The organism is Streptomyces bluensis (genome assembly GCF_014650715.1).
Classification (GTDB): domain Bacteria; phylum Actinomycetota; class Actinomycetes; order Streptomycetales; family Streptomycetaceae; genus Streptomyces; species Streptomyces bluensis.
Genome location: NZ_BMVM01000004.1, coordinates 209,966 through 230,857, shown reverse-complemented (window position 1 = coordinate 230,857; position 20,892 = coordinate 209,966). Strand labels below are relative to the sequence as shown.

Here is a 20,892-nt window from a genome sequence, read left to right as displayed (position 1 = left end):
GACGATGAGTCAGGCGCAGGACCACGAGCATGCCGCAGGGCCCGCCGTGCCGCAGACCCGCACCGCCCGCCACCGCCGGATCGTGGACATCCTCAACCGGCAACCGGTGCGCTCCCAGAGCCAGTTGGCGAAGCTCCTCGCCGACGACGGGCTGAGTGTCACTCAGGCGACGCTCTCCCGGGACCTGGACGAGCTGAACGCGGTGAAGATCCGCAACAGCGAGGGCGACCTCATCTACGCGGTGCCGAGCGAGGGCGGCTTCCGCACCCCGCGCGTACCGCTGGGCGGGTCGGCGAAGGAGGAGCGGATGCGGCGCCTGTCGCAGGAGCTGCTGATCTCCGCGGAGGCCTCCGCCAACCTCGTGGTCCTGCGCACCCCGCCGGGTGCCGCCCAGTTCCTCGCCTCGGCCATCGACCAGGCCGAACTGCACGACATCCTCGGCACGATCGCCGGCGACGACACGCTGCTGCTGATCAGCCGCGACCCGACCGGGGGACAGGCACTCGCCGATCACTTGCTCCGGCTGGCGCAGAACAACCACTGAGCGGGCGCGCACCGGCACCAACGAGGGCGGGGCGTACCGGACTTCCCGGTACGCCCCGCCCTCGCATGGGGGAACTTGCGTGGGTCTTCGGTTGTGGGTCTCAGGTTGTGGGGTCTTGGCTTGTGGACCCTTCCGGGCCCCGGTGCGCGCGCTCAGCCCAGGCGGTCGGCGAGTCCTCCGGTGCAGCGGACCTCGTCGCCCGCCGTGATGAGCAGGGCCTCGGTGTCCGGCAGGGACTCCAGCCAGCTCAGCCCGTCCCGCGCGCCCATCGCGAACGCGGCCGTCGCCCAGGCGTCCGCCCAGGTCAGCTTGGGGGCCACCACGGTCACGGCGACCAGGTCCGTGATCGCCGACCGGCCGGTGCGCGGGTCCACGATGTGCGTGCCGCGCTCGGCGGTGCCGGAGGTCGCCACGGCCAGCTGCGCGGTCCCGGCGGCGGAGACCACCGCGGCCAGCGCCCCGGGACGCAGCGGATCGGACACACCCACCCGCCACGGCCGCTCCGGGCCCGGTACCCCGCACAACTGCACGTCACCGCCGCCGTTCACGTTCACCCCGGTCGCGCCCGCCGCGACCAGATGGAGGGCGGCCCGCTCGGTGGCCCAGCCCTTCACGATGCCGGTCGGGTCGAAGGTCCCCTGGAAGGTGGCGCTGAACCAGCCGTCGCTGATCCGCTCGGCCTCGGAGCACAGCCGAAGGATCTGGGCGACCTCCGGATCGCACTCCTCGATGGTCAGCTCCCCGCGGGCCAGCCGGGAGATCTGGCTGTCGTCGCGGTAGGTGCTGAACACCTCGTTGACCCGGTGGAGTCCGGCCACGGCCTCGTCCAGCGCGGCCCGCATGGCGGTGGGCTCCCCACCGCGCACGTCGAAGGAGAAGACCGTGCCCATGACCTCCTCGACGTGGCGCAGTTGAGGCGGCGACGGCGCACCGGAGGGCTCAGCCACCGGCGTTGTCCAGGGCGGACTGGAGGGACTTCTTGTAGCCCGCGCTCGTGTATGTGGCACCGGAGACGGCATCAATGTCGGCACTCCCGCTTGCGACGGCTTCCTGGTTGAGCTTCGGTATGGCGTTGCCGCTGATCTGGGTGGAGCGGCCGCCCGTGGGCATCTGTACGGCCTCGGCCTTGGTGATCTTGCCACCGCTGACGGTGACACGGACCTGGACCGGCCCGTACTCCGTCTTGACGACCTCGCCCTGGACCGTCTCGCCCTGTGCCTGAGCACTGCCCGCTCCGGCCTCGGTCCCGGCCCCGGCATCCGTCGAGCCCGACTGCCCGGCGCCCGGCTCCTGGCCACCGGACTCCTGGGCCCCCGCGCCCTGCGCGCTCTTGGCCTTGTCCAGGGCGGACTGGAGGGACTTCTTGTAGCCGGCGCTGGTGTAGGTGGCTCCGGAGACGGCGTCGATGTCGGCGCTGCCCGCGGTGACGGCTGCCTGGTTGAGTTTGGGGATGGAGTCGCCGCTGATCTGGGTGGAGCGGCCGCCTTCCGGTTTCTGTACGGCGTCGGCTTTGGTGATCTTGCCGCCGCTGACGGTGATGCGGACCTGGACCGGCCCGTACTGCGTCTGTTCCACCTCACCCGTGACGGTCTGGGCCTGCGCGCTGCCCGCGCCCTGCCCACTGCCGCCGGCCTTGTCGATGGCGGACTGGAGGGACTTCTTGTAGCCGGCGCTGGTGTAGGTGGCTCCGGAGACGGCGTCGATGTCGGCGCTGCCCGCGGCGACGGCGGCCTGGTTGAGTCTGGGGATGGAGTCGCCGCTGATCTGGGTGGAGCGGCCGCCTTCCGGTTTCTGTACGGCGTCGGCTTTGGTGATCTTGCCGCCGCTGACGGTGATGCGGACCTGGACCGGCCCGTACTCCGTCTGCTCGACCTCACCCGTCAGCGTCTGGGGCTGACCGTTGCCGATGGCCTGGGCGCCCGCCGACCCCTGGGGCGCGACCGACTCCCCGGCGGCAGCCGGGTCCGACGACGGCTTCAGCGTCAGCAGCAGCACGATGCCGGACACGGTGGCGGCGCTGGCGAGCAGGACACGCCGAATGGGATGGCTCTTCTTCATAGCTCCTGAGCTCCTGGCTCCGATAGGTCGCTGGTCGCGTAAGTCCCGTGATTCCGGTCGCTCACATCTCGGACGACTCGTGGTCGTTCACATCTCGAACGACTCGTGATGGATGCGGCGGGTCGGCACGCCCGCACCGCGCAGCGCTTCGTACACCTGCTGGGCGAACCCGGGCGGTCCGCACAGGAAGACGTCGTGCTCGTCGATGTCGGGGATCTTGCGGCGCAGCGTGTCCGGCGAGATGTCGGGGCGCTCTCCCTCGGGGCTGTTCACCGCGTACATCAGCCGGGCCCCGCGTTCCTCGGCGATCGACGCCAGCTCGTCCCACAGCGCCAGGTCCTGGGTGCTGTTGGCCCGGTACAGCAGCGTCAGGTCGCCGGCCGCGGCGGGCAGCGTCTCGAACAGCGCCCGCATCGGTGTGATGCCCACGCCGCCGGCCACCAGCAGCACCTTGCCGCGGCTGCGCTTGCCCGCCGTCATCGCCCCGTACGGGCCCTCGGCCCACACCCGGGTGCCGGGCTCCAGATCACGTAGCGCCGAGCTGTGGTCGCCGGCCGCCTTCACGGTGATGCGCAGCATGTTGGGGCGGGGCGCCGCCGACAGCGAGTACGGGTGCGAGCTGAACCGCATGCCCGGCGCGAGGAACCGCCAGCGGAAGAACTGCCCGGCCTCCGCGCCCATGCGGTGCAGCTTCCGCCCACTCATCAGCACCGACGCGACCCCGGGTGCCTCCTCGATGACCGCCTCGACGCGCAGCCGGTGCCGCATGTTCAGCCGGATCGGCGTGAGGATCCGGTACCACACCACCAGCGCCGTCACCGTCCCGTACAGGGCGTACCAGGCGGTCTTCGCCAGGGGCTCCACCACGAACTCGTTGCCCGTGGAAAGCTGGTGCCAGAACGTCATGAACGTGGCCGCGTACGTCAGCAGGTGGACGTGGTACCACAGGTCGTACGGAATCCGCCGCCGCACCGGCCCCATCGAGATCAGCCCGATCACCACCAGGATCCCGGTGCCGATCGCGGCCTTGCCCATGTCCGGCAACTGGTTGATCGAGTCGATGGTCTGCTGCACGATGTCGCCGAACGCGAGCCCGGCCTGGAGGGCGTACCCGTACATCGTCAGCACCACGTGCGCGACGACCAGGGAGAGCGTGTACCGCCCGCTCATCGCGTGCCAGCGCGCCACCCGGTCCGAGCCGACCCGGCGCTCCAGCGCGGGCACCCGGGCCATCTGCAGCACGACCAGCGCCATCAGGTACCCGGCGAGCAGCCCCGTGATCCGGCCCGCCGCCAGCCACTTGCTGGCGGTGTCCGCGAGGGACGGCGTGTTGTTCCACCACAGCCAGATCACTCCGGCGGCGCCCGCCCAGACGGCGAGCAACAGCGGGACGGCGGGGGAGCGTCGGGGGCGGATACGGCGCATGGTCTGGCGCCGCGCGGCGCGGCCGCCTGCGATCGTGGTGGTCACGGTTCCTCCGTGGTGGCGGGCAAGGGAGTGGGGCGTATCCCTCGGCCCTGAGATACGTGCCGCGGTGCCCGAGTGTTCAGCGGCCAAGGGAGTCCAGCGCCGACTGAAGTGACTGGCGGTAACCTTCACTCGTGTACGTGGCTCCGGAGACCGCGTCGATGTTCGCGCTCTGCGCGCTGAGCGCCTCGCTGCCCAGCCTGGGGACGGCGTAGCCGTTGATCCGCTGGTCCCTGGGGCTGCTCTGCGGATACGTCACCGCCGTGACATCCGTGATCCTGCCGTTCTTCACCGTGACGCGGACCTGTACGGGCCCGTACCGGGTCTGCGCCGCCTGACCGGTGGCGGTGCGCGGGCCGGTGGCCGGTCCGCTCGACGCGCTGCCTGACGGGGCGGGCGAGGCGACGGCGCCGGTGGAGGGCGACGGCGAGGCCAGGGCCGGTGCCGTGTGCGGCTTCAGTGACAGCAGCAGCACCACTCCGGAGACGGTGGCCGCGCTGGTCAGCACGATACGGCGCAGCGGACGGTTCTTCTTCAGCGCGTGCACGTCGGCCTCACAGTTCGAACGACTCGTGGTGGATACGGCGGTTCGGCACCCCGGCGGTGCGCAGCGCCTCGTAGAGCTCCCGGGCGAGCCCGTGCGGACCGCACAGGTACACATCGCGCTCGGCGATGTCGGGCACGGCCGCGCGCAGGGACTCGCAGGTCAGGTTCGGCCGCTGCCCCTGCGGACCGTTGAGCGCGTAGAGCACGCGCGCCCCCCGCCACTGCGCGATGGCCTCCAGCTCGCCCCCCAGGGCGAGGTCGTCGGCCGTGCGTGCCCGGTAGAGCAGGGTGACGTCACCGGGCAGCGTCTCGAACAGCGCGCGCAGCGGGGTGATGCCGACCCCGCCCGCGATCAGCAACGCCTTGGACCCGGTGCGCCGCTCGGCGGTCAGCGACCCGTACGGGCCCTCCGCCCACACGCGGATGCCGGGCCGCAGCAGCGCGACGGCCGCGCTGTGGTCGCCGAGCGCCTTGACCGTGATGCGCAGCCGGTCCTGCCGGGGCGGAGCGGACAGGGAGTACGGGGTGGAGGTGTGGCGCAGGCCCCGCGCGAGGAACCGCCAGCGGAAGAACTGCCCCGGCAGCGCCCCCAGCTCGTGCAGCCGCCGGCCACGTATGACGACCGACAACACGCCGGGCGCCTCCTCGTACACGGCCTCCACCCGCAGCCGGTGCCGCAGGTTGAGCCGTACCGGCGTCAGGACGCGGAACCACACGACCAGAGCCGCCACGCCCAGGTAGAGCGCGTACCAGGCGAGCTGCGCCACCTGGTTGCCGGTGAAGTCGGAGCCGAGAGCGAGCTGGTGGCCGAAGGCGAGGAAGACGGCGGCGTACGTCAGCAGGTGCACGTAGTACCAGAACTCGTGGCGGACCCGGCGGCGTACGGCACGCATCGAGGTGAACCCCACCGCGAACAGGAGCAGGGTGCCGGCGGTGGCCTTGAGCATCTCCGGGTAGTCGAGGACCACCGTCACCGTCTCGCGCAGGATCGAGGAACCGTCCTGCGCGGCGTACCCGGCGAGGATCAGTACCACGTGGGCCACCAGCAGGCAGAGCGTGTACCGGCCCGCCTTCGCGTGCCAGCGTGCCACCCGGTCCGAGCCGATCCGCCGCTCCAGCAGCGGGACCCGAGCCATCAGCCCGACCAGCACCGCACAGGCGTACCCGGACAGCAGCCCCGTGATCCGTCCCGCCCCGGTCAGCCAGCCCGCCGCGCCCACGACCGAGCCGGTGTCGCGCCACCACAGGGCGACGACGGCCGCGGCCCCGGCCCACAGGAGTGCCAGCAGGGGGCCCGCGGGAGAGCGCCGGGCCGCCGCGGGAGGCGGATGCTGCGGCGGGGCCGCGGGCCTGCTCACGGAGGTCGTCATGTCCGGCACTGTGCCGTCCGAACTTCTGAGCGGGCTCTGAGCGAAGGCCGCGACCAGCGCCTTCAGAGGAAACTCAGAGCGTTCGGCGTCGCGGAACGCCCCCGGCAGGGGTGATGCTGGAAGGCGCCATGAACGCACGCTCCGGCCGCCCGGCCCTCACACGCCCCGACGGCACGCCCGTCCGCGTCCTCGTCGTCGACGACGACCCGGACCTCGCCGAGGTGCTCTCCGGCGCCCTGCGCTACGAGGGCTGGGAGGTGCGGACCGCCCGCGACGGCGCGTCGGCCGTCGCCGGGGCCCGCGAGCTGCTGCCCGACGCCGTCGTCCTCGACGTGATGCTCCCGGACACCAACGGCTTCGCCGTGCTGCGCTCCCTGCACGCGGTGCGACCGGACGTCTGCGTGCTCTTCCTGACCGCCCGGGACGCCGTCGAGGACCGTATCGCGGGCATCACCGCGGGCGGCGACGACTATGTGACCAAACCGTTCAGCCTGGAGGAGGTCGTCGCCCGGCTTCGCGGACTGCTGCGCCGCGCGGGCATGGCCCGGCAGCTGGAGGAGGGCCCCCGGCTGGTCGTCGGTGACCTCGCCATGGACGAGGAGGCCCGTGAGGTGACCCGGTCCGGCGAGCTGATCGAGCTGTCCCCGACCGAGTTCGAACTGCTGCGCTTCCTGATGCGCAACCCGCGGCGGGTGCTCAGCAAGACGCAGATCCTCGACCGGGTGTGGTCGTACGACTTCGGCGGCCAGGCCCACGTCGTGGAGCTGTACATCTCGTACCTGCGCAAGAAGGTGGACGCCGGCCGGCCGCCCATGATCCACACGGTGCGGGGTGCCGGGTACGTGCTCAAACCGGTGGCCCGGTGAAGCGGGGCGTGCGGCTGCCCTGGCCCCGCACACTGCGGGCACGGCTCACCGCCGGACTGGTCGTGCTCCTCACCGTCAGTTGCGCCGCGGTCGGGGTCGCCGCCGTGGTCGAGCTGGAACACTTCCTCACCGGCCGTGTCGACCAGCAGCTCAGTGCGGCCGGAGTCCGCTTCCCGGAGAGCCTGGAGCACAACGAACGGACCCGCCGGACCGACCACGACGGCGACGAGAACGGAGACACCCGCAGAATGGCGACGGGCACGTTCGGTGCCCGGCTGGCCGACGGCGTGGTCACCAGCGCGGCGGTGGTGCGCCCCGGCGACTCCACCAGGGGCCTGGACGTCACCCTGACCGCGAAGGACGAGGCGGCCCTCGTCGCCGTCCCGGTCGACGGCAGGGGCCACACCGTCGACCTGTCGTCCCTGAACGAGTACCGGGTCGTCGCCGACAAGGGCGCGGACGGCGATGTACTGATCACGGGGCTGCCCCTGGAACCGGTGGACGCCGCCGTCCGCCGCCTGGAACTGGTCGCCACGGTCGTCTTCGGCGCCGCCCTCGCGACCACCGGGCTCGCGGGCGCCCTGTGGGTGCGCTGGTCGCTGCGGCCGCTCGGGCGTGTCACCGCGACCGCGACCCGGGTCAGCGAACTCCCCCTGGCCAGCGGCGACGTGGCCTTGCCCCCACGGGCCCCCGAGGCCGACCCGCACGGCGAGGTGGGGCGGGTCGCCACCGCCTTCAACCGGATGCTCGGCCATGTCGAGGACGCCCTGACCAAGCGCCACGCGAGTGAGGAGCGGCTGCGCAGCTTCGCCGCCGACGCCAGCCATGAACTGCGCACCCCGGTGGCGTCGGTGCGCGGGCACGCCGAGCTCGCCCTGCTGCACCCCGGCCCCGTGCCCCCGAAGGTCACCCGCGCGCTCGAACGCATCGCCGCCGAGTCGGCACGTATGGGGGAGATGGTCGACGACCTGCTGCTGCTGGCCCGTCTGGACGCGGGCCGGCCGCTGGAGCGGGACCCCGTGGACCTCACCCGCCTGGTCCTCGACGCGGTCACGGACGCGCGGGCGGCGGGACCGGGGCACCGCTGGGCGCTGGAGCTGCCGGAGGAACCCGTCACGGTGCCGGGCGACGCCCACCGCCTCCACCAGGTACTGGCCAACCTGCTGGCCAACGCGCGTGCCCACACGCCCGCCGGCACCAAGGTGACCGTGTCCCTGGAGTCCGGTGCCGCCGAGGCCGTACTGAAGGTCCACGACGACGGCCCGGGCGTGCCCGAAGAGGTCCGGCACAGTGTCTTCGAACGCTTCGCCCGCGCCGACCGCCGCCGTACGGCGGGCTCCGGCGCCGGTGCGGGCCTCGGCCTGTCGATCGTGGCGGCGGTTGCGGAGGCTCACGGGGGCGGCGTCACCCTGGAGAGCCGGCCGGGATCGACGACGTTCACGGTACGCCTGCCCGCCGGCACGGAGTGACCCGGCGGACGGGCCTGGTACTTGGACGGGCCTGGGCGGTTTCCTTTCGGATCGAGCCCGTTTGATGTCCCTGGTCGAAAAGATCTCGGATCTGCCGGGCGGGCGACCTACGCTGAGCCCCGTCCGCACTATCGGGGAGAAGCATGACAAGCAGGTTCACCGAGTTGGTCGTCGACTGCCACGATCCGGAGAGGCTCGCGGCCTTCTGGTGCGAGGTCTTGGACTTCCAAGTGATCGACCAGAGCGAGGGCAAGGTCGAGATCGGCTCCTGGGTGCCGACCGTCGAGGATGTCCGGGCTCGCCAGATGCCGCCCACCCTGGTATTCATCCGTGTGCCCGAGGGCAAGACGGTCAAGAACCGGCTTCATCTCGACATCAGCCCTGTCGATGGCAGCACCGAGGACGAGGTGAGCAGGTTGCTCGGCCTCGGCGCCACCAAGACGGACGTGGGTCAGGGTCCAGACCGAAACTGGGTGGTCATGGCCGACCCCGAGGGCAACGAGTTCGACGTCCTGCGTACCCTCGCACCGCAGGACTAGCTAGTACCGGGTGATCGCCGTGGGCCCGCTCGTCGTGCCGATCGCGATGTGCGGCCCCCGCCCCGGGTCGGCCCAGGCGAGGATCCGCCGCATCGCGTCCCGCGGCACCGAGACACAACCCGCCGTCGGCCCCTGCCCGTTGACGTGCAGGAAGATGCCGGCGCCGCGCTCCCGCACCGGCTGGGCGTAGTTGAAGCCGATGACGTAGGCGTAGGCGTACTGCGTGCCGTAGGTGACGAGGTGCTCGGCCTCGGTGGCGCGGCAGTCGGCGGCGAGGGGCTCGGTCCAGCGGTTGTAGGAGCGGGACTCGTTGTCCTGGCACCACCAGGAGTCCTGGCGGACACGGCGGTACGGGGCCGTGGTGCCGTCGGGCGCCTCCTCGATCCCGAAGGCGTACGGGAGGTCGTACAGCCCAGTGGGCGTCGTGTTCGTCCCCTGCGTGCGGGAGCCGCCCTCGGTGAGCCCTTTGGCGCCGAAGCGCGCGGCGGCGGAGCCCGCCTCCACCCAACGGCCGTCGCGCCGGTCCCACCAGGTGACCGTGCCGGTCGTCGACGAGGTGTCCGAGGCCTCGGCGGTGATCAGCTGGGTGCCGCCCCCGGTGTCGGCCATCCGCTCGGGGAGGGGCGCCCGGTCCGGGGGCGCGGCACCGAGCAGGAGGGAGGTGGCGGCGAGGACGGCGGCGGCTACGGCAGGGCGCATGCCTCAGACGCTAGAGGGAGGCAGCGGCAGGGGCAGCCCGGGTAGGCCATCCAGGCTCCTCGCGATGTGCTCCTTCTTGGCGAAGTAGGCGCCCAGCGAGGCGTCGTCCTCCCGTGCGAAGCGCTTGCCGTGCAGGTCGCGGTCCTCGTCGTACGTCATGAAGGGCACCGCGTACCCGCAGGTGTCGCGCACGAGGTCGGCCCGTACGACGATGATCGCGCGCAGACCGTGCGGGGTCGGGTCGATGTCCGGGAAGTGCGCGAGCAGGTCCGGGAAGCGCGGATCGTCACGGAAGACGGGCTCGCCGCGGCCGTGCACGCGGACGATGTTCGGCGGGCCCTGGAAGGCGCACCACATGAGCGTGATACGGCCGTTCTCGCGCAGATGGGCGATGGTCTCGGCGTTGCTGCCCGCGAAGTCCAGGTAGGCGACGGTCAGCTCGTCGATCACCGCGAAGGAGCCCTTGAGGCCCTTGGGGGAGAGGTTGACCGTGCCGTCGGCGGAGAGGGGAGCGGTCGCCGTGAAGAAGAGGGGCTGGGCCTCGATGAACGTGCGGAGGCGGCCGTCGATGCGCTCATAGGTCTTTCCCATGTCAGACGATTGTCCGGGAAGACCTTTCGACTGTCTAACGAATTCAGGTTCCGTGGTTCGGTTCCGTCGGCAGACGCGCGTGCGTGATTCCGGCGGAACCACGCCGTGGCCGCCCCGGCCGGCGCGCGGGGCGGCCACGGCCGCCTTGTTACTGGTTCAGCTCGCAGGCGGCGAGGGCTTCGAGGCCCTCGGGCTTCTCCGCGGCGCGGCCGATGGCGGTCTCGATGCGGTTCAGGGCGGCGACGCGCTTGTCCTCCAGGGGGCCGAGGATGGCGTTCTGGACGAAGTTGGGTCCGCCCTGGCCGACGGTGTCGACGAGTCGCTGGTTGGCTTCCTGGATCTGGGTGTCGAGGAGGGCGAGGTTGCGGTCGACCTCGGCCTGTGCGGAGGCGGGGATCTCCGGCAGGGAGCCCTCCACCGCCGGGCAGCTGATCGTGCCCGCGGCACCAGCGCCCGCCGCGTCGCCGGCGTCTGCGGCGCCACCTCCGGCTGCGTCGCCCGCGCCCGCGTCAGCGGCCCCGCCACCAGCCGCGTCACCCGCGTCCGCGGCACCACCGGCGTTCCCGGCGTCACCCGCTTCCCCCGCTGCGTTGCCGCCGGCCGCCCCGCCCGGTTCGGCCGCGGCGTCACCGCCGGCCCCCGCCTCCTCGCCGGCCGCCGCGCCCCCGGCGGCGTCGAGGGTGCAGGCGGCGAGGGCTTCGAGGCCCTCGGGCTTCTCCGCGGCGCGGCCGATGGCGGTCTCGATGCGGTTGAGGGCGGCGACGCGCTTGTCCTCCAGGGGGCCGAGGATGGCGTTCTGGACGAAGTTGGGTCCGCCCTGGCCGACGGTGTCGACGAGTCGCTGGTTGGCTTCCTGGATCTGGGTGTCGAGCTGGGCGAGGTTGCGGTCGACCTCGGCCTGTGCGGAGGCGGGGATCTCCGGCAGGGAGCCCTCCACCGCCGGGCAGCTGATCGTGCCGGGCGAGGCCTTGGTCGACGCGTTGCCGTTGCTCTGGGATGTCTCCCCGGCCAAGGCGGACCCGGCGATCACCGCCCCTGACAACACCACAGCGGCTGCGCCGCCGATCATGAAGACGCGGCGCTTGTGGTACTTCGGAAGAGCCCTGGACATGCGGATGCCTCACTCGGGGTCGGGGGGTGGGGTCCGTTCGTCGGTCGGCGGAACGGCCCGGTCCTCTGAATCCTTTGTCTGCAAACGCGGCGCCTGCGTTCGGGGAGAGGTACGAGAAAGCGCATTCCACCGTTCAACGGCTCCGGAAGTTTCCTTCGACTTCTTTGGGGCCGGCGGCGTCCGGCGCCGCGGAAGGCGAACGAATGCCCAGGTCGGCGACCGAAGACCCGCCCGCGCCCGCCGTCGCGCCACGCATCCCGGATTGACGAGTCATGCAGAGCTCTGCATACTCATGCATAGTCATCACGCCAGGGGCGAGTCCGGGCCCTCCCGCACTTCACACGCACTAGCCTGACAACCGCCTCCTCACTCACCTCGTGAGGAGGCGGCGGCACATCCACACCCTCCGAGGAGCAACGCAAGTGAGCAGCAACAGCGGTGACGTCCGGCTCTGGGGCGGCCGTTTCGCCGACGGTCCCGCCGAGGCCCTGGCCAGGCTGTCCGCCTCCGTCCACTTCGACTGGCGGCTCGCGCCGTACGACATCGCCGGTTCGTGTGCCCACGCGCGCGTGCTGCACAAGGCGGGCCTGCTCACGGACGACGAGCTGACGCGGATGATCGCCGGCCTCGACCAGCTCGAAGCGGATGTCGCCGACGGCTCCTTCGTGGGCACCATCGCCGACGAGGACGTCCACACCGCCCTGGAGCGCGGTCTGCTGGAGCGCCTCGGCCCCGACCTCGGCGGCAAGCTGCGCGCCGGCCGGTCCCGCAACGACCAGGTCGCGACCCTGTTCCGTATGTACCTGCGCGACCACGCCCGCACCATCGGCGGTCTGATCGCCGAGCTCCAGGACGCCCTGGTCGGCCTGGCCGAGGCCCACCCGGACGTCGCGATGCCGGGCCGCACCCACCTCCAGCACGCCCAGCCGGTGCTCTTCGCCCATCACGTCCTGGCGCACGTCCAGTCGCTGTCCCGGGACGCCGAGCGGCTGCGCCAGTGGGACGAGCGGACGGCCGTGTCGCCGTACGGCTCGGGTGCTCTCGCGGGCTCCTCCCTCGGGCTCGACCCGGAGGCGGTCGCCGAGGACCTCGGCTTCGAGCACGGCAGTTCGGCCAACTCCATCGACGGCACGGCCTCCCGTGACTTCGTCGCCGAGTTCGCCTTCATCACCGCGATGATCGGCGTGAACCTCTCCCGGATCGCCGAGGAGGTCATCATCTGGAACACGAAGGAGTTCTCCTTCGTGACCCTGCACGACGCGTTCTCGACGGGCTCGTCGATCATGCCGCAGAAGAAGAACCCGGACATCGCGGAGCTGGCCCGCGGCAAGAGCGGCCGTCTCATCGGCAACCTCACGGGTCTGATGGCGACGCTCAAGGCCCTGCCCCTCGCCTACAACCGCGACCTCCAGGAGGACAAGGAGCCGGTCTTCGACTCCATCGACCAGCTGGAGGTGCTGCTCCCCGCGTTCACCGGCATGATGGCCACGCTGACCGTCCACCGCGAGCGCATGGAGGAGCTGGCCCCGGCCGGGTTCTCCCTCGCCACCGACATCGCCGAGTGGCTGGTCAAGCAGGGCGTGCCGTTCCGTGTCGCGCACGAGGTCGCCGGGGAGTGCGTCAAGGTCGCCGAGGCCGAGGGCAAGGAACTGGACGAGCTGACCGACGAGCAGTTCGCGAAGATCTCCGCCCATCTGACCCCCGAGGTCCGCTCGGTGCTCAACGTGCCGGGCGCGCTCGCCTCCCGCAGCGGACGCGGCGGTACGGCCCCCAGCGCGGTCGCCGTCCAGCTCGCCGAGGTCAGGGCGGACGTGGCGGCGCAGCACGCCTGGGCCACGGCCAAGGCGAAGAAATAAGAGAAGGAGAAGAAGCGGTAGAGGCGGAAGAAGTGACGGAAGCGGTGCGTGGGGAGCGGGAGACGGACCACACGCACGTGTGAAGTGGGGGATCGCGGTTACGTTTGGTCATGAGCCGCAAGGAGCCGACCGAAACGGAGCCGCGATGCCCTTCGCCCGACTCGCCTCAGCGACCACTCCCACCGCCCACATCGGCCTGGGTCTGGCCGCCGTCGGCCGCCCCGGCTACATCAACCTCGGCCGGGAGGAGGACCTCCCCGCCGAACGCACCGTCGACGCACTGCGCGCCCGCAGCCACGAACTCCTCGACGCCGCCTACGCCCAGGGCGTCCGCTACTTCGACGTGGCCCGCTCCTACGGCCGCGCGGAGGAGTTCCTCGCCGGCTGGCTGACGGCCCGCCCCGACGTCGACGACGTCGTGATCGGCAGCAAGTGGGGCTACACGTACACCGCGAACTGGCGCACCGACGCGGAGAAGCACGAGGTCAAGGACCACAGCGTCCAGACGTACGAGCGGCAGCGCGCCGAGACCGCGGCACTCCTCGGCGACCGGCTCGACCTCTACCAGATCCACTCGGTGACCCCGGACAGCCCGGCCCTCACCGACAAGGAGCTCCACGCCAGGCTGGCCGAGGCCGCGGCGCAGGGCACCACCGTCGGCTTCTCCACCAGCGGACCCGCCCAGGCCGAGGCGATCCGCGCCGCGCTCGCCGTGACCGTCGACGGCGCGCCCCTCTTCCGCACCGTGCAGTCCACGTACAACGCCCTGGAGACCTCGGCCGCCCCGGCGCTCGCCGAGGCGCACGAGGCCGGGCTCACCGTGATCGTCAAGGAGGGGCTGGCCAACGGGCGCCTCGCCGGACCGCACGCCCCCGAGGCGGTCACGGCCGTCGCCGAACAGGCCGGACTCGGCGCCGACGCGGTCGCCCTCGCCCTTGTGCTGCGCCAGCCGTGGGCGGGTGTCGTGCTGTCCGGCGCCGCGACCACCGTCCAGCTCGCCTCCAACCTGCACGCCGCCGTCGTCGACCTCGACGACGACCAGCTGGCCCGCCTCGCCGCACTCACCGAGGAACCGGCCGTGTACTGGGAGCGGCGCGGGCACCTGCCCTGGCACTGAGGCCGACCCACCCGAAGAGCCATGAGACGCCCATGCCATGAGACGTCCATGCCCGTGGTGAGACGTGAATGTCTCACATGGGTTATGGTTGTCTCATGGCCCTCGATCGTGATCATGTGCTGCGCAGTGCCGCCGCCCTGCTGACCCGGAAATCCACCGCCACCATGGACGAGGTCGCCAAGGCGGCCGGGATCAGCCGGGCCACGCTGCACCGCCACTTCGCCGGGCGCGACGCCCTGGTCCGGGCGCTGGAGTCGCTCGGCATCGAGGAGTGCGAGTCCGCCCTGGACGCGGCCCGTCTCGACGAGGGGCCGGCGGGCGACGCCGTACGGCGCCTGGTCCGGGAGCTCGAACCCGCCGCCGGGCTGCTCGCCTTCCTCTACGGCGAGAACCAGCTGTTCGAGGGCGAGAGCCAGAACGAGGGCTGGGCCCGGCTCGACGCCCGGATCGCCGCGCTGTTCCGGCGCGGCCAGGACAGCGGAGAGTTCCGCATCGACCTCACCCCCGCCTGGCTCACCGAGGCGCTGTACGGGCTCATCGCCTCTGGCGCCTGGGCCGTACTCGACGGCCGGGTGGCCACCAAGGACTTCCAGTTCATGATCGTCGAGCTGATGCTCGGCGGCGCACTACGGAGAGAGGAACCATGACCAGCGCCCTGCGGGCGGCGGCCACGACCGAGGTGGTGAAGCGTCCGGGCCGCTGGCTCGCGCTCGGCGTCCTCGTGCTCGCCGTGCTGCTCGTGGCCGTCGACGCGACCGTCCTCGGTCTCGCCACGCCGTACATCAGCGAGGACCTCAAGCCCTCGGGCACCCAGCTGCTGTGGATCGGCGACGTCTACTCGTTCGTGATCGCGGGCCTGCTCGTCTCCATGGGCAGCCTCGGTGACCGCATCGGCCGCAAGAGGCTGCTGCTGATCGGCGCCACGGCCTTCGGCGCGGTATCCGTGCTCAACGCCTACGCGACAACACCGGAGTTGATGATCCTGGCGCGGGCGCTGCTCGGTGTCGCGGGCGCGACCCTGATGCCCGCCACGCTCGCCCTGATCCGCAACCTCTTCCAGGATCCCCGCGAACGCAGCCTCGCTGTCGGCGTCTGGGGTGCCACGGCCTCCGCCGGCGCGGCGGTCGGCCCGGTCGTCGGCGGCCTCCTGCTCGAACACTTCTGGTGGGGCTCGGTCTTCCTGATCAACCTGCCGGTGATGGCCGTTCTCGTCGTCGTCGGGATCAGGCTGCTGCCCGAGTCACGCGATCCGGCTCCCGGCCCCTGGGACCTGGCCGGCGTCGCGCTGTCGCTCGTCGGCATGATCGGCGTCGTCTACGCGGTGAAGGAGCTCGCGACCCACGGCCTGTCACCGGACGCCATGGGCGCCGCCGCGCTCGGCGCGGGCACCCTCTACTGGTTCGTGCGGCGCCAACTCGCGCTGCCCGCACCGCTGCTGGACATGCGGCTGTTCGGCAACCGCGGGTTCTCCGGAGCCGTGCTCGCCGATCTGCTGAGCGTCCTCGGCCTGTCGGGGCTGGTGTTCTTCCTGTCGCAGTACCTGCAACTCGTCCAGGGCATGCGCCCCTCCGAGGCAGGACTCGCCGAACTGCCCGCCGCCGTCGGCGCGGTGGTGGCCGGACTGGTCGCGGGCTCGTGCGCCCGGAGGTTCTCCGTACGGTCCGTGGTCGCGGGCGGACTCGCGGCGGTCGGGCTGGCGCTCGCCGCGCTCACCCTCCTCGACCGGACCACCGGCTACCCGCTGATCGGTACCGCGCTGCTGGTGGTCGGCCTCGGGGCGGGCTTCTCGTTCACCGTGACCGCCGACGTGATTCTCTCCAGCGTGCCCAAGGAGCAGGCGGGCGCCGCGTCCGCGGTGTCGGAGACCGCGTACGAGCTGGGCGCGGCCCTGGGCATCGCCGTGCTCGGCTCGATCGTCACCGGTGTGTACCGGGGCTTCCCGGCTCCGCCGGGCACCCCGGCCGCAGCGCACGAGTCCCTCGGCGGTGCCGTCGAGGTGGCGTCGGCCCTGCCCGCGGACAGCGCGCACGCGCTCATGTCGGCGGCCCGCGAGGCCTTCGTCGACGGGCTCGCCCTCGCGGCGGGCAGCGGCGCGGCGGTGCTGCTGGCAGCGTCGGTGGCGGCCTGGTACCTGCTGCGCGGGCAACGCCTGGAGGACGGGGCCGAGCACCGCTGAGAGACTACGGTGCCGGGGGGGCGCCCCTGAAGGGGCGCGGGGCTGTGACACTGTGCGGCTCCGCCGCGTGGGCGCGACCGGCCACAACGGACCCGCAGCCGGCCCACGACCCGCAGCCCCGCCCCCGTCCAGCGGAGCGTCAGGCCGCTTCCTTGGCCTTCGTCGCATACATGTCCACGTACTCCTGCCCGGACAGCCGCATGACCTCGGCCATCACGGAGTCGGTCACCGCACGCAACACATACCGGTCGCGGTCCATCCCCTCGTACCGCGAGAACTCCATCGCCTCACCGAACCGCACCGTGACCCGCCGCGGCCGCGGCAGCCCCGCACCCCCCGGCTGGATCTTGTCCGTGCCGATCATCGCGAACGGCACCACCGGCGCACCGGTCATCAGCGTGAGGCGAGCGATCCCCGTACGACCGCGGTACAGGCGCCCGTCGGGAGAGCGCGTGCCCTCCGGGTAGATGCCGAACATCCGGCCGTCCTCCAGCACACGTCGCCCGGTCATCAGCGCGGCGACCCCGCCCCGGCCGCCGTCGCGGTCGACGGGGATCATGCCGACGCCGGTGAAGAACCAGGCCATCAGCCGGCCCTTGAACCCCTTGCCGGTGACGTACTCGTCCTTGCCGATGAAGAACACCTGCCGGTGGCACACCAGCGGAAGGATCATCGAGTCGATGAACGTGAGGTGGTTGCCGGCGAGGATCACCGGACCGTCCCCCGGGATGTGCTGCGCACCCTCCACCCGTGGGCGGAACATCAGGCGCATGATCGGTCCGAGCACTGCCTTGATGAGCGCGAAGCGGGACAACGGGCCCTCCGGTGTCAAGGGGTTCGATAGGAGTCTGTGCAGGTGAGGACGATACTCGCGGTTCCCTGGCTCTTGCACATCGGGTTCACGGACTGGATACGTACTGTTGACGTAGTTTTACCTGCGGTTGAGCCCCGATGAGCGTTTCTGCGGCGGGGCCGTTCGTGTGACGGACATCGCGCGCCGTTCTCCTCCGGGTCCCCCCGGCCGCCCCGCCCAATCCGGCGGGGCGTCAACTCACCTGTCCCACAAGGCGTCCGGACGACATCCAGCGTCATCCGTGTGTTCCGCCCCGGGTCTCCCGTACGTCACCTCACGCCACCTACGATCGTCCCGCTTTGACAGGTGCAGGGCGTCTTGTGAAGGAGTGCCGTGATGGGGACGCAGGAGTCGTACGAGCAGCAGGACCGGGGGACGGGGCGACGGGCGCTGCTCGGGGCCGCGGTGCTCGGTGCGGGCGGAGCGGTGCTCGGGCTGGCCGGCACGGCGGGAGCCGCCGACGCCCGGCAGACGGGCGGCGGGCTGAAGAGCCTGCCCGTGCCGACGATCATCGGCCACCGCGGGGCCAGCGGCTACCGGCCCGAGCACACGCTCGGCTCCTACCAGCTCGCCCTCGACATGGGCGCCGACATCGTCGAGGCCGGCGACCTGGTGCCCACCAAGGACGGTCACCTCGTCTGCCGCCACGAGCCGGAGATCGGCGGCACCACGGACGTCGCGAGCCGCCCCGAGTTCGCCGGCCGCAAGACCACCAAGATGCTGGACGGCGTCTCCACCACCGGCTGGTTCACCGAGGACTTCACGCTCGCCGAACTGAAGACGCTGCGCGCCATCGAACGCATCCCGGCCAACCGTCCGCACAGCACCCTCTACAACGGCCGCTGGGAGATCCCCACCTTCGAAGAGATCCTGAAGTGGCAGGACGAGCAGACCCGTAAGCGCGGCAAGCAGGTCTGGATCTACCCCGAGCTCAAGCACCCCACCTACTTCCGGGCTCTCGGCCTGGGCACGGAGGAGCGGGTCGCCAAGCTGCTGCGCAGGTACGGCAAGGACAGGCGGAACTCGCCGGTCATCCTGCAGTCCTTCGAGCCGACGAGCATCCAGCGCCTGAACAAGCTCGTCGACAACCCGCTCGTCGTCCTGCTCTCCGGCGCGGGCACCCGCCCCTGGGACTTCGTCGAGACGGGTGACCCGCGCACGGTCGCCGACCTGATCAAGCCGCAGGGCCTGCGGGAGATCGCCGGTTACGCCCAGGGCATCGGCCCGACGCTCGACCTGATCATCCCGAAGGACGCGAGCGGCAACCTCGGCACGCCCACCACGCTCGTCGCCGACGCCCACAAGGTGGGCCTGGTGCTGCACCCGTACACGATGCGCAACGAGAACCCGTTCCTCCCGGCGAACTTCCGCAAGGGAACGGGCGCGGACGCCTACGGCGACGCCTTCGGCGCCTTCAAGGCGTACTTCGCCACGGGCATCGACGGCGTCTTCACCGACAACCCGGACACCGGTGTGCTGGCCCGCGAGGACTTCGTCAACGGCTGAGCGGCAGGCCCCGTTGGGGTGACGGACGGCCGCCCGGGCAACCCTGGCCCGGGCGGCCGTCGTCGTGCCGGTTGTGACACACGACCTGGTTGCCGCCCTGCGCCCGCTGCTCACCGCCGAGGCCTCGGCCGAGGCGCACGCCTCCGGAGCCGAGCCGGGCGACCTGGAACAGGCGGTCTGGCTCCGCCTCCTGGAGCGCCTCGACGCGCAGGGGCCACCCGCGGACCCACCGGAGTGGCTGCGCCGGGCCGTCCGCTCCGAGGTACGCCGCACCCGCCGTACGACCCGGAGGGAGCGGCGGTACGACGGGTGCGACGAGCCCGCCGACGACCGTGACCACGGCCCCGAGCAACTGGCCCTCGACGCCGCCCGCCGCCGTGCCCTTCATGCGGCGGTCCGCCGGCTGCCCGGACGCTGTCCCCGGCTGCTCGCGGCACTCCTGTCTCCCCAGGACCTCACGTACCGTGAGATCGCGGGTGAGTTGGGTATCTCACAGGGGAGCCTTGGGCCGGAACGATCCAGATGTCTGGGATGTCTGCGTCGTTTGCTCACCGCGGAGGTTGCGGCCCGCGAACTGCGGGGATAGGAGTGAGGGACAACAGGCGACAGGTGAGCGGGAGGCGTGCACACATGGGCATGAGCGTGACCATCTCCGTGGCGACCGAGCAGGATGCCGAGCAGATCTTCAGGTTGCAGTACCTGTGCTTCCAGGGCGAGGCCGCGCTGTACGGCAACTACCGCATCGAGCCGCTCGTCCAGCCCCTCGACTCGGTCCGCGAAGCGGTCGCCGCTGACTGTGTGTTCGTGGCCCGGCTGGGTGAGGAGGTGGTCGGCTCCGTCCACGGCGGCATCGACGAGGACGGCGCCGCGTCCATCGGCAAGCTCTGCGTCCACCCGCGCCTCCAGGGCCACGGGATAGGCGCCCGGCTCCTCCGCGCGGCGGAATCGGCCCTCGCCGAGGAGCGCGGCGCCACCAGGTTCCGCCTCCACACGGGCCACCGCAGCGAGGGAAACCTGCGGCTGTACCGGCGGGTGGGGTACGAGACGGTGGGCACGTCGGAGGGCAAGGACGGTATCCCGATGATCGTCCTGGAGAAGGCGGCACCCGCGGGGACGTACGCGGCGACAGCGTAAGGCAGCGCCCCCTACCGCGAACCCTTCCTCAACCAGTACATGGCGGAAAGCGGCAGCAGTACGGGAATGAACAAGTACCCCATCCCGTAGTCCGACCACACGGTCGCGTCCGGGAACGCGGACGGCTCCACCAGCGTCCACGTCCCCACGACCAGCACGCCCAACAGCTCGGCGGCGCAGCACACGAGTGCCGCCTTGCGGGCGGTCTCCCCGCCCCGCACCAGCGAGTACGTGATGAACCCGTACACGAGTCCGGCAACGGCCGAGAGCGAGTAGGCGAGCGGCGCGTGCGCGAACTCCGTGGAGATCTGCACCGCGGAGCGCGACACCGCACCGACGACCATCACGCCGTACAGCCAGACCAGCAGCATGCCCGGCCCCTTGATGAGCCGCGTTCGCCGGGTTCGCTCCCCGGCATCCTCGGCGGTCGCCATCTCAGCCTCCCCAGATGTCATAGAGCCGCACCTGGAGCACGGCGAGCACCACACCGCCGGCCGCGACGGTCACACTGCCCCAGCGGGTGCGTTCGGCGAGTGACATGAAACCGGCCACCGGAACGCAGGCCAGTGCCCCGAGCAGGTACGCCACGAAGATCGTGGTGCCCTGGTCCGGCTTCTGGCCGCGCGCCAGTTGCACGACCCCGACCGCCAGCTGCGCCAGGGCCAGCACCGACACCACGGCCATCCCGATGAAGTGCCAGTCCTTGGTCGGCTGGTCGCGGTACGCGGCCCAGCCGCACCAGGCGGCGAGCAGCAGCGCGGCAATGGCGGTCGCCACCGTCAGGGCATCAAGCATGCCGTGACCCTATTACGGGCCAAAAGCCCTCACGCCCTCGCCCCCGGCCTCCCCGCCGCAGGGTCCGCCACCGGCGTGACCGTCGTGGCGTTGACCACAACCCGTCGGGCCCCCACACAGCCCTCCGACCCGCGGACCAGGGACGATGGCCCGGATCACCCTGTCCATCGCTGTCCACCATGCGGACAAGGGGTG

22 protein-coding genes are annotated in these 20,892 nt (G+C 71.6%); 11 read left to right on the top strand and 11 right to left on the bottom strand.

What is annotated here, in order from left to right; all coding sequences use genetic code 11:
- Positions 1 to 4: 4 nt before the first annotated feature.
- A complete protein-coding gene (locus IE262_RS13775; RefSeq protein ID WP_134039151.1) occupies positions 5 to 544 on the top strand; it encodes an arginine repressor in 540 nt (179 codons plus the stop codon).
- A 152-nt stretch (positions 545 to 696) separates the two neighbouring features.
- On the opposite strand, the gene IE262_RS13770 is transcribed toward IE262_RS13775, so the two are convergent.
- The 5 genes from IE262_RS13770 to IE262_RS13750 form a co-directional block, all read right to left on the bottom strand.
- Positions 697 to 1,434 (bottom strand): FAD:protein FMN transferase, encoded by a 738-nt coding sequence (locus IE262_RS13770; protein ID WP_189874072.1) that lies wholly within the window; start codon positions 1,432 to 1,434, stop codon positions 697 to 699.
- Between the two features lie 49 nt (positions 1,435 to 1,483).
- Entirely contained in the window at positions 1,484 to 2,602 is a 1,119-nt protein-coding gene (locus IE262_RS13765) for an FMN-binding protein (protein ID WP_189873809.1), read from the bottom strand.
- An 87-nt stretch (positions 2,603 to 2,689) separates the two neighbouring features.
- On the bottom strand, positions 2,690 to 4,072 hold the full coding sequence (locus IE262_RS13760) for a ferredoxin reductase family protein (RefSeq protein ID WP_166681699.1): 1,383 nt from the start codon (positions 4,070 to 4,072) through the stop codon (positions 2,690 to 2,692).
- A gap of 76 nt (positions 4,073 to 4,148) precedes the next feature.
- Positions 4,149 to 4,616 (bottom strand): FMN-binding protein, encoded by a 468-nt coding sequence (locus IE262_RS13755; RefSeq protein WP_134039148.1) that lies wholly within the window; start codon positions 4,614 to 4,616, stop codon positions 4,149 to 4,151.
- Positions 4,617 to 4,623: 7 nt separating this feature from the next.
- Positions 4,624 to 5,985: a ferredoxin reductase family protein gene (locus IE262_RS13750; RefSeq protein ID WP_189873807.1), complete on the bottom strand. Its 1,362-nt coding sequence runs from the start codon at positions 5,983 to 5,985 to the stop codon at positions 4,624 to 4,626.
- A gap of 128 nt (positions 5,986 to 6,113) precedes the next feature.
- On the opposite strand from IE262_RS13750, the gene IE262_RS13745 reads away from it, so the two are divergent.
- The 3 genes from IE262_RS13745 (at position 6,114) to IE262_RS13735 (ending at position 8,859) form a co-directional block, all read left to right on the top strand.
- Entirely contained in the window at positions 6,114 to 6,851 is a 738-nt protein-coding gene (locus IE262_RS13745) for a response regulator transcription factor (protein ID WP_134039146.1), read from the top strand.
- An 8-nt stretch (positions 6,852 to 6,859) separates the two neighbouring features.
- The gene (locus IE262_RS13740) at positions 6,860 to 8,320 is read left to right on the top strand and encodes a HAMP domain-containing sensor histidine kinase (protein ID WP_189873805.1); all 1,461 of its coding nucleotides are present in this window, start codon (positions 6,860 to 6,862) and stop codon (positions 8,318 to 8,320) included.
- Between the two features lie 143 nt (positions 8,321 to 8,463).
- Positions 8,464 to 8,859, top strand: coding sequence for a VOC family protein (locus IE262_RS13735; protein WP_134039144.1), 396 nt, complete (start codon positions 8,464 to 8,466; stop codon positions 8,857 to 8,859).
- Here IE262_RS13735 and IE262_RS13730 read toward each other — a convergent pair whose 3' ends face one another.
- From IE262_RS13730 to IE262_RS13720, 3 genes are all read right to left on the bottom strand, one after another.
- Complete coding sequence (locus IE262_RS13730; RefSeq protein ID WP_189873803.1) at positions 8,860 to 9,558, bottom strand: L,D-transpeptidase family protein; 699 nt, start codon at positions 9,556 to 9,558, stop codon at positions 8,860 to 8,862.
- 3 nt (positions 9,559 to 9,561) lie between these two features.
- On the bottom strand, positions 9,562 to 10,149 hold the full coding sequence (locus tag IE262_RS13725; RefSeq protein ID WP_134039142.1) for a pyridoxamine 5'-phosphate oxidase family protein: 588 nt from the start codon (positions 10,147 to 10,149) through the stop codon (positions 9,562 to 9,564).
- A 148-nt stretch (positions 10,150 to 10,297) separates the two neighbouring features.
- The gene (locus IE262_RS13720) at positions 10,298 to 11,260 is read right to left on the bottom strand and encodes a hypothetical protein (RefSeq protein WP_189873801.1); all 963 of its coding nucleotides are present in this window, start codon (positions 11,258 to 11,260) and stop codon (positions 10,298 to 10,300) included.
- 422 nt (positions 11,261 to 11,682) lie between these two features.
- On the opposite strand from IE262_RS13720, the gene argH reads away from it, so the two are divergent.
- From argH to IE262_RS13700, 4 genes are all read left to right on the top strand, one after another.
- Complete coding sequence (gene argH / locus IE262_RS13715; protein WP_189873799.1) at positions 11,683 to 13,116, top strand: argininosuccinate lyase; 1,434 nt, start codon at positions 11,683 to 11,685, stop codon at positions 13,114 to 13,116.
- Positions 13,117 to 13,261: 145 nt separating this feature from the next.
- Positions 13,262 to 14,233, top strand: coding sequence for an aldo/keto reductase (locus IE262_RS13710; protein ID WP_134039139.1), 972 nt, complete (start codon positions 13,262 to 13,264; stop codon positions 14,231 to 14,233).
- Positions 14,234 to 14,328: 95 nt separating this feature from the next.
- Positions 14,329 to 14,880: a TetR/AcrR family transcriptional regulator gene (locus IE262_RS13705; RefSeq protein ID WP_229877248.1), complete on the top strand. Its 552-nt coding sequence runs from the start codon at positions 14,329 to 14,331 to the stop codon at positions 14,878 to 14,880.
- A complete protein-coding gene (locus IE262_RS13700) occupies positions 14,877 to 16,409 on the top strand; it encodes an MFS transporter (protein ID WP_189873795.1) in 1,533 nt (510 codons plus the stop codon). Before IE262_RS13705 ends, IE262_RS13700 begins: the two co-directional genes overlap by 4 nt.
- Positions 16,410 to 16,548: 139 nt before the next feature.
- Here IE262_RS13700 and IE262_RS13695 read toward each other — a convergent pair whose 3' ends face one another.
- Positions 16,549 to 17,223: a lysophospholipid acyltransferase family protein gene (locus IE262_RS13695; RefSeq protein WP_189873793.1), complete on the bottom strand. Its 675-nt coding sequence runs from the start codon at positions 17,221 to 17,223 to the stop codon at positions 16,549 to 16,551.
- Positions 17,224 to 17,598: 375 nt separating this feature from the next.
- On the opposite strand from IE262_RS13695, the gene IE262_RS13690 reads away from it, so the two are divergent.
- From IE262_RS13690 to IE262_RS13680, 3 genes are all read left to right on the top strand, one after another.
- Positions 17,599 to 18,768 (top strand): glycerophosphodiester phosphodiesterase, encoded by a 1,170-nt coding sequence (locus tag IE262_RS13690; protein ID WP_189873791.1) that lies wholly within the window; start codon positions 17,599 to 17,601, stop codon positions 18,766 to 18,768.
- Positions 18,769 to 18,841: 73 nt separating this feature from the next.
- Positions 18,842 to 19,354, top strand: coding sequence for a sigma-70 family RNA polymerase sigma factor (locus IE262_RS13685; RefSeq protein ID WP_189873789.1), 513 nt, complete (start codon positions 18,842 to 18,844; stop codon positions 19,352 to 19,354).
- Positions 19,355 to 19,398: 44 nt separating this feature from the next.
- Complete coding sequence (locus IE262_RS13680; RefSeq protein WP_134039133.1) at positions 19,399 to 19,902, top strand: GNAT family N-acetyltransferase; 504 nt, start codon at positions 19,399 to 19,401, stop codon at positions 19,900 to 19,902.
- A gap of 11 nt (positions 19,903 to 19,913) precedes the next feature.
- Here the strand turns inward: IE262_RS13680 and IE262_RS13675 are convergent, their stop codons facing one another.
- Positions 19,914 to 20,357, bottom strand: coding sequence for a hypothetical protein (locus IE262_RS13675; RefSeq protein ID WP_189873787.1), 444 nt, complete (start codon positions 20,355 to 20,357; stop codon positions 19,914 to 19,916).
- Positions 20,338 to 20,697 (bottom strand): hypothetical protein, encoded by a 360-nt coding sequence (locus IE262_RS13670; RefSeq protein WP_134039131.1) that lies wholly within the window; start codon positions 20,695 to 20,697, stop codon positions 20,338 to 20,340. The genes IE262_RS13675 and IE262_RS13670 overlap by 20 nt, the downstream gene beginning before the upstream one ends.
- Positions 20,698 to 20,892 lie beyond the last annotated feature (195 nt).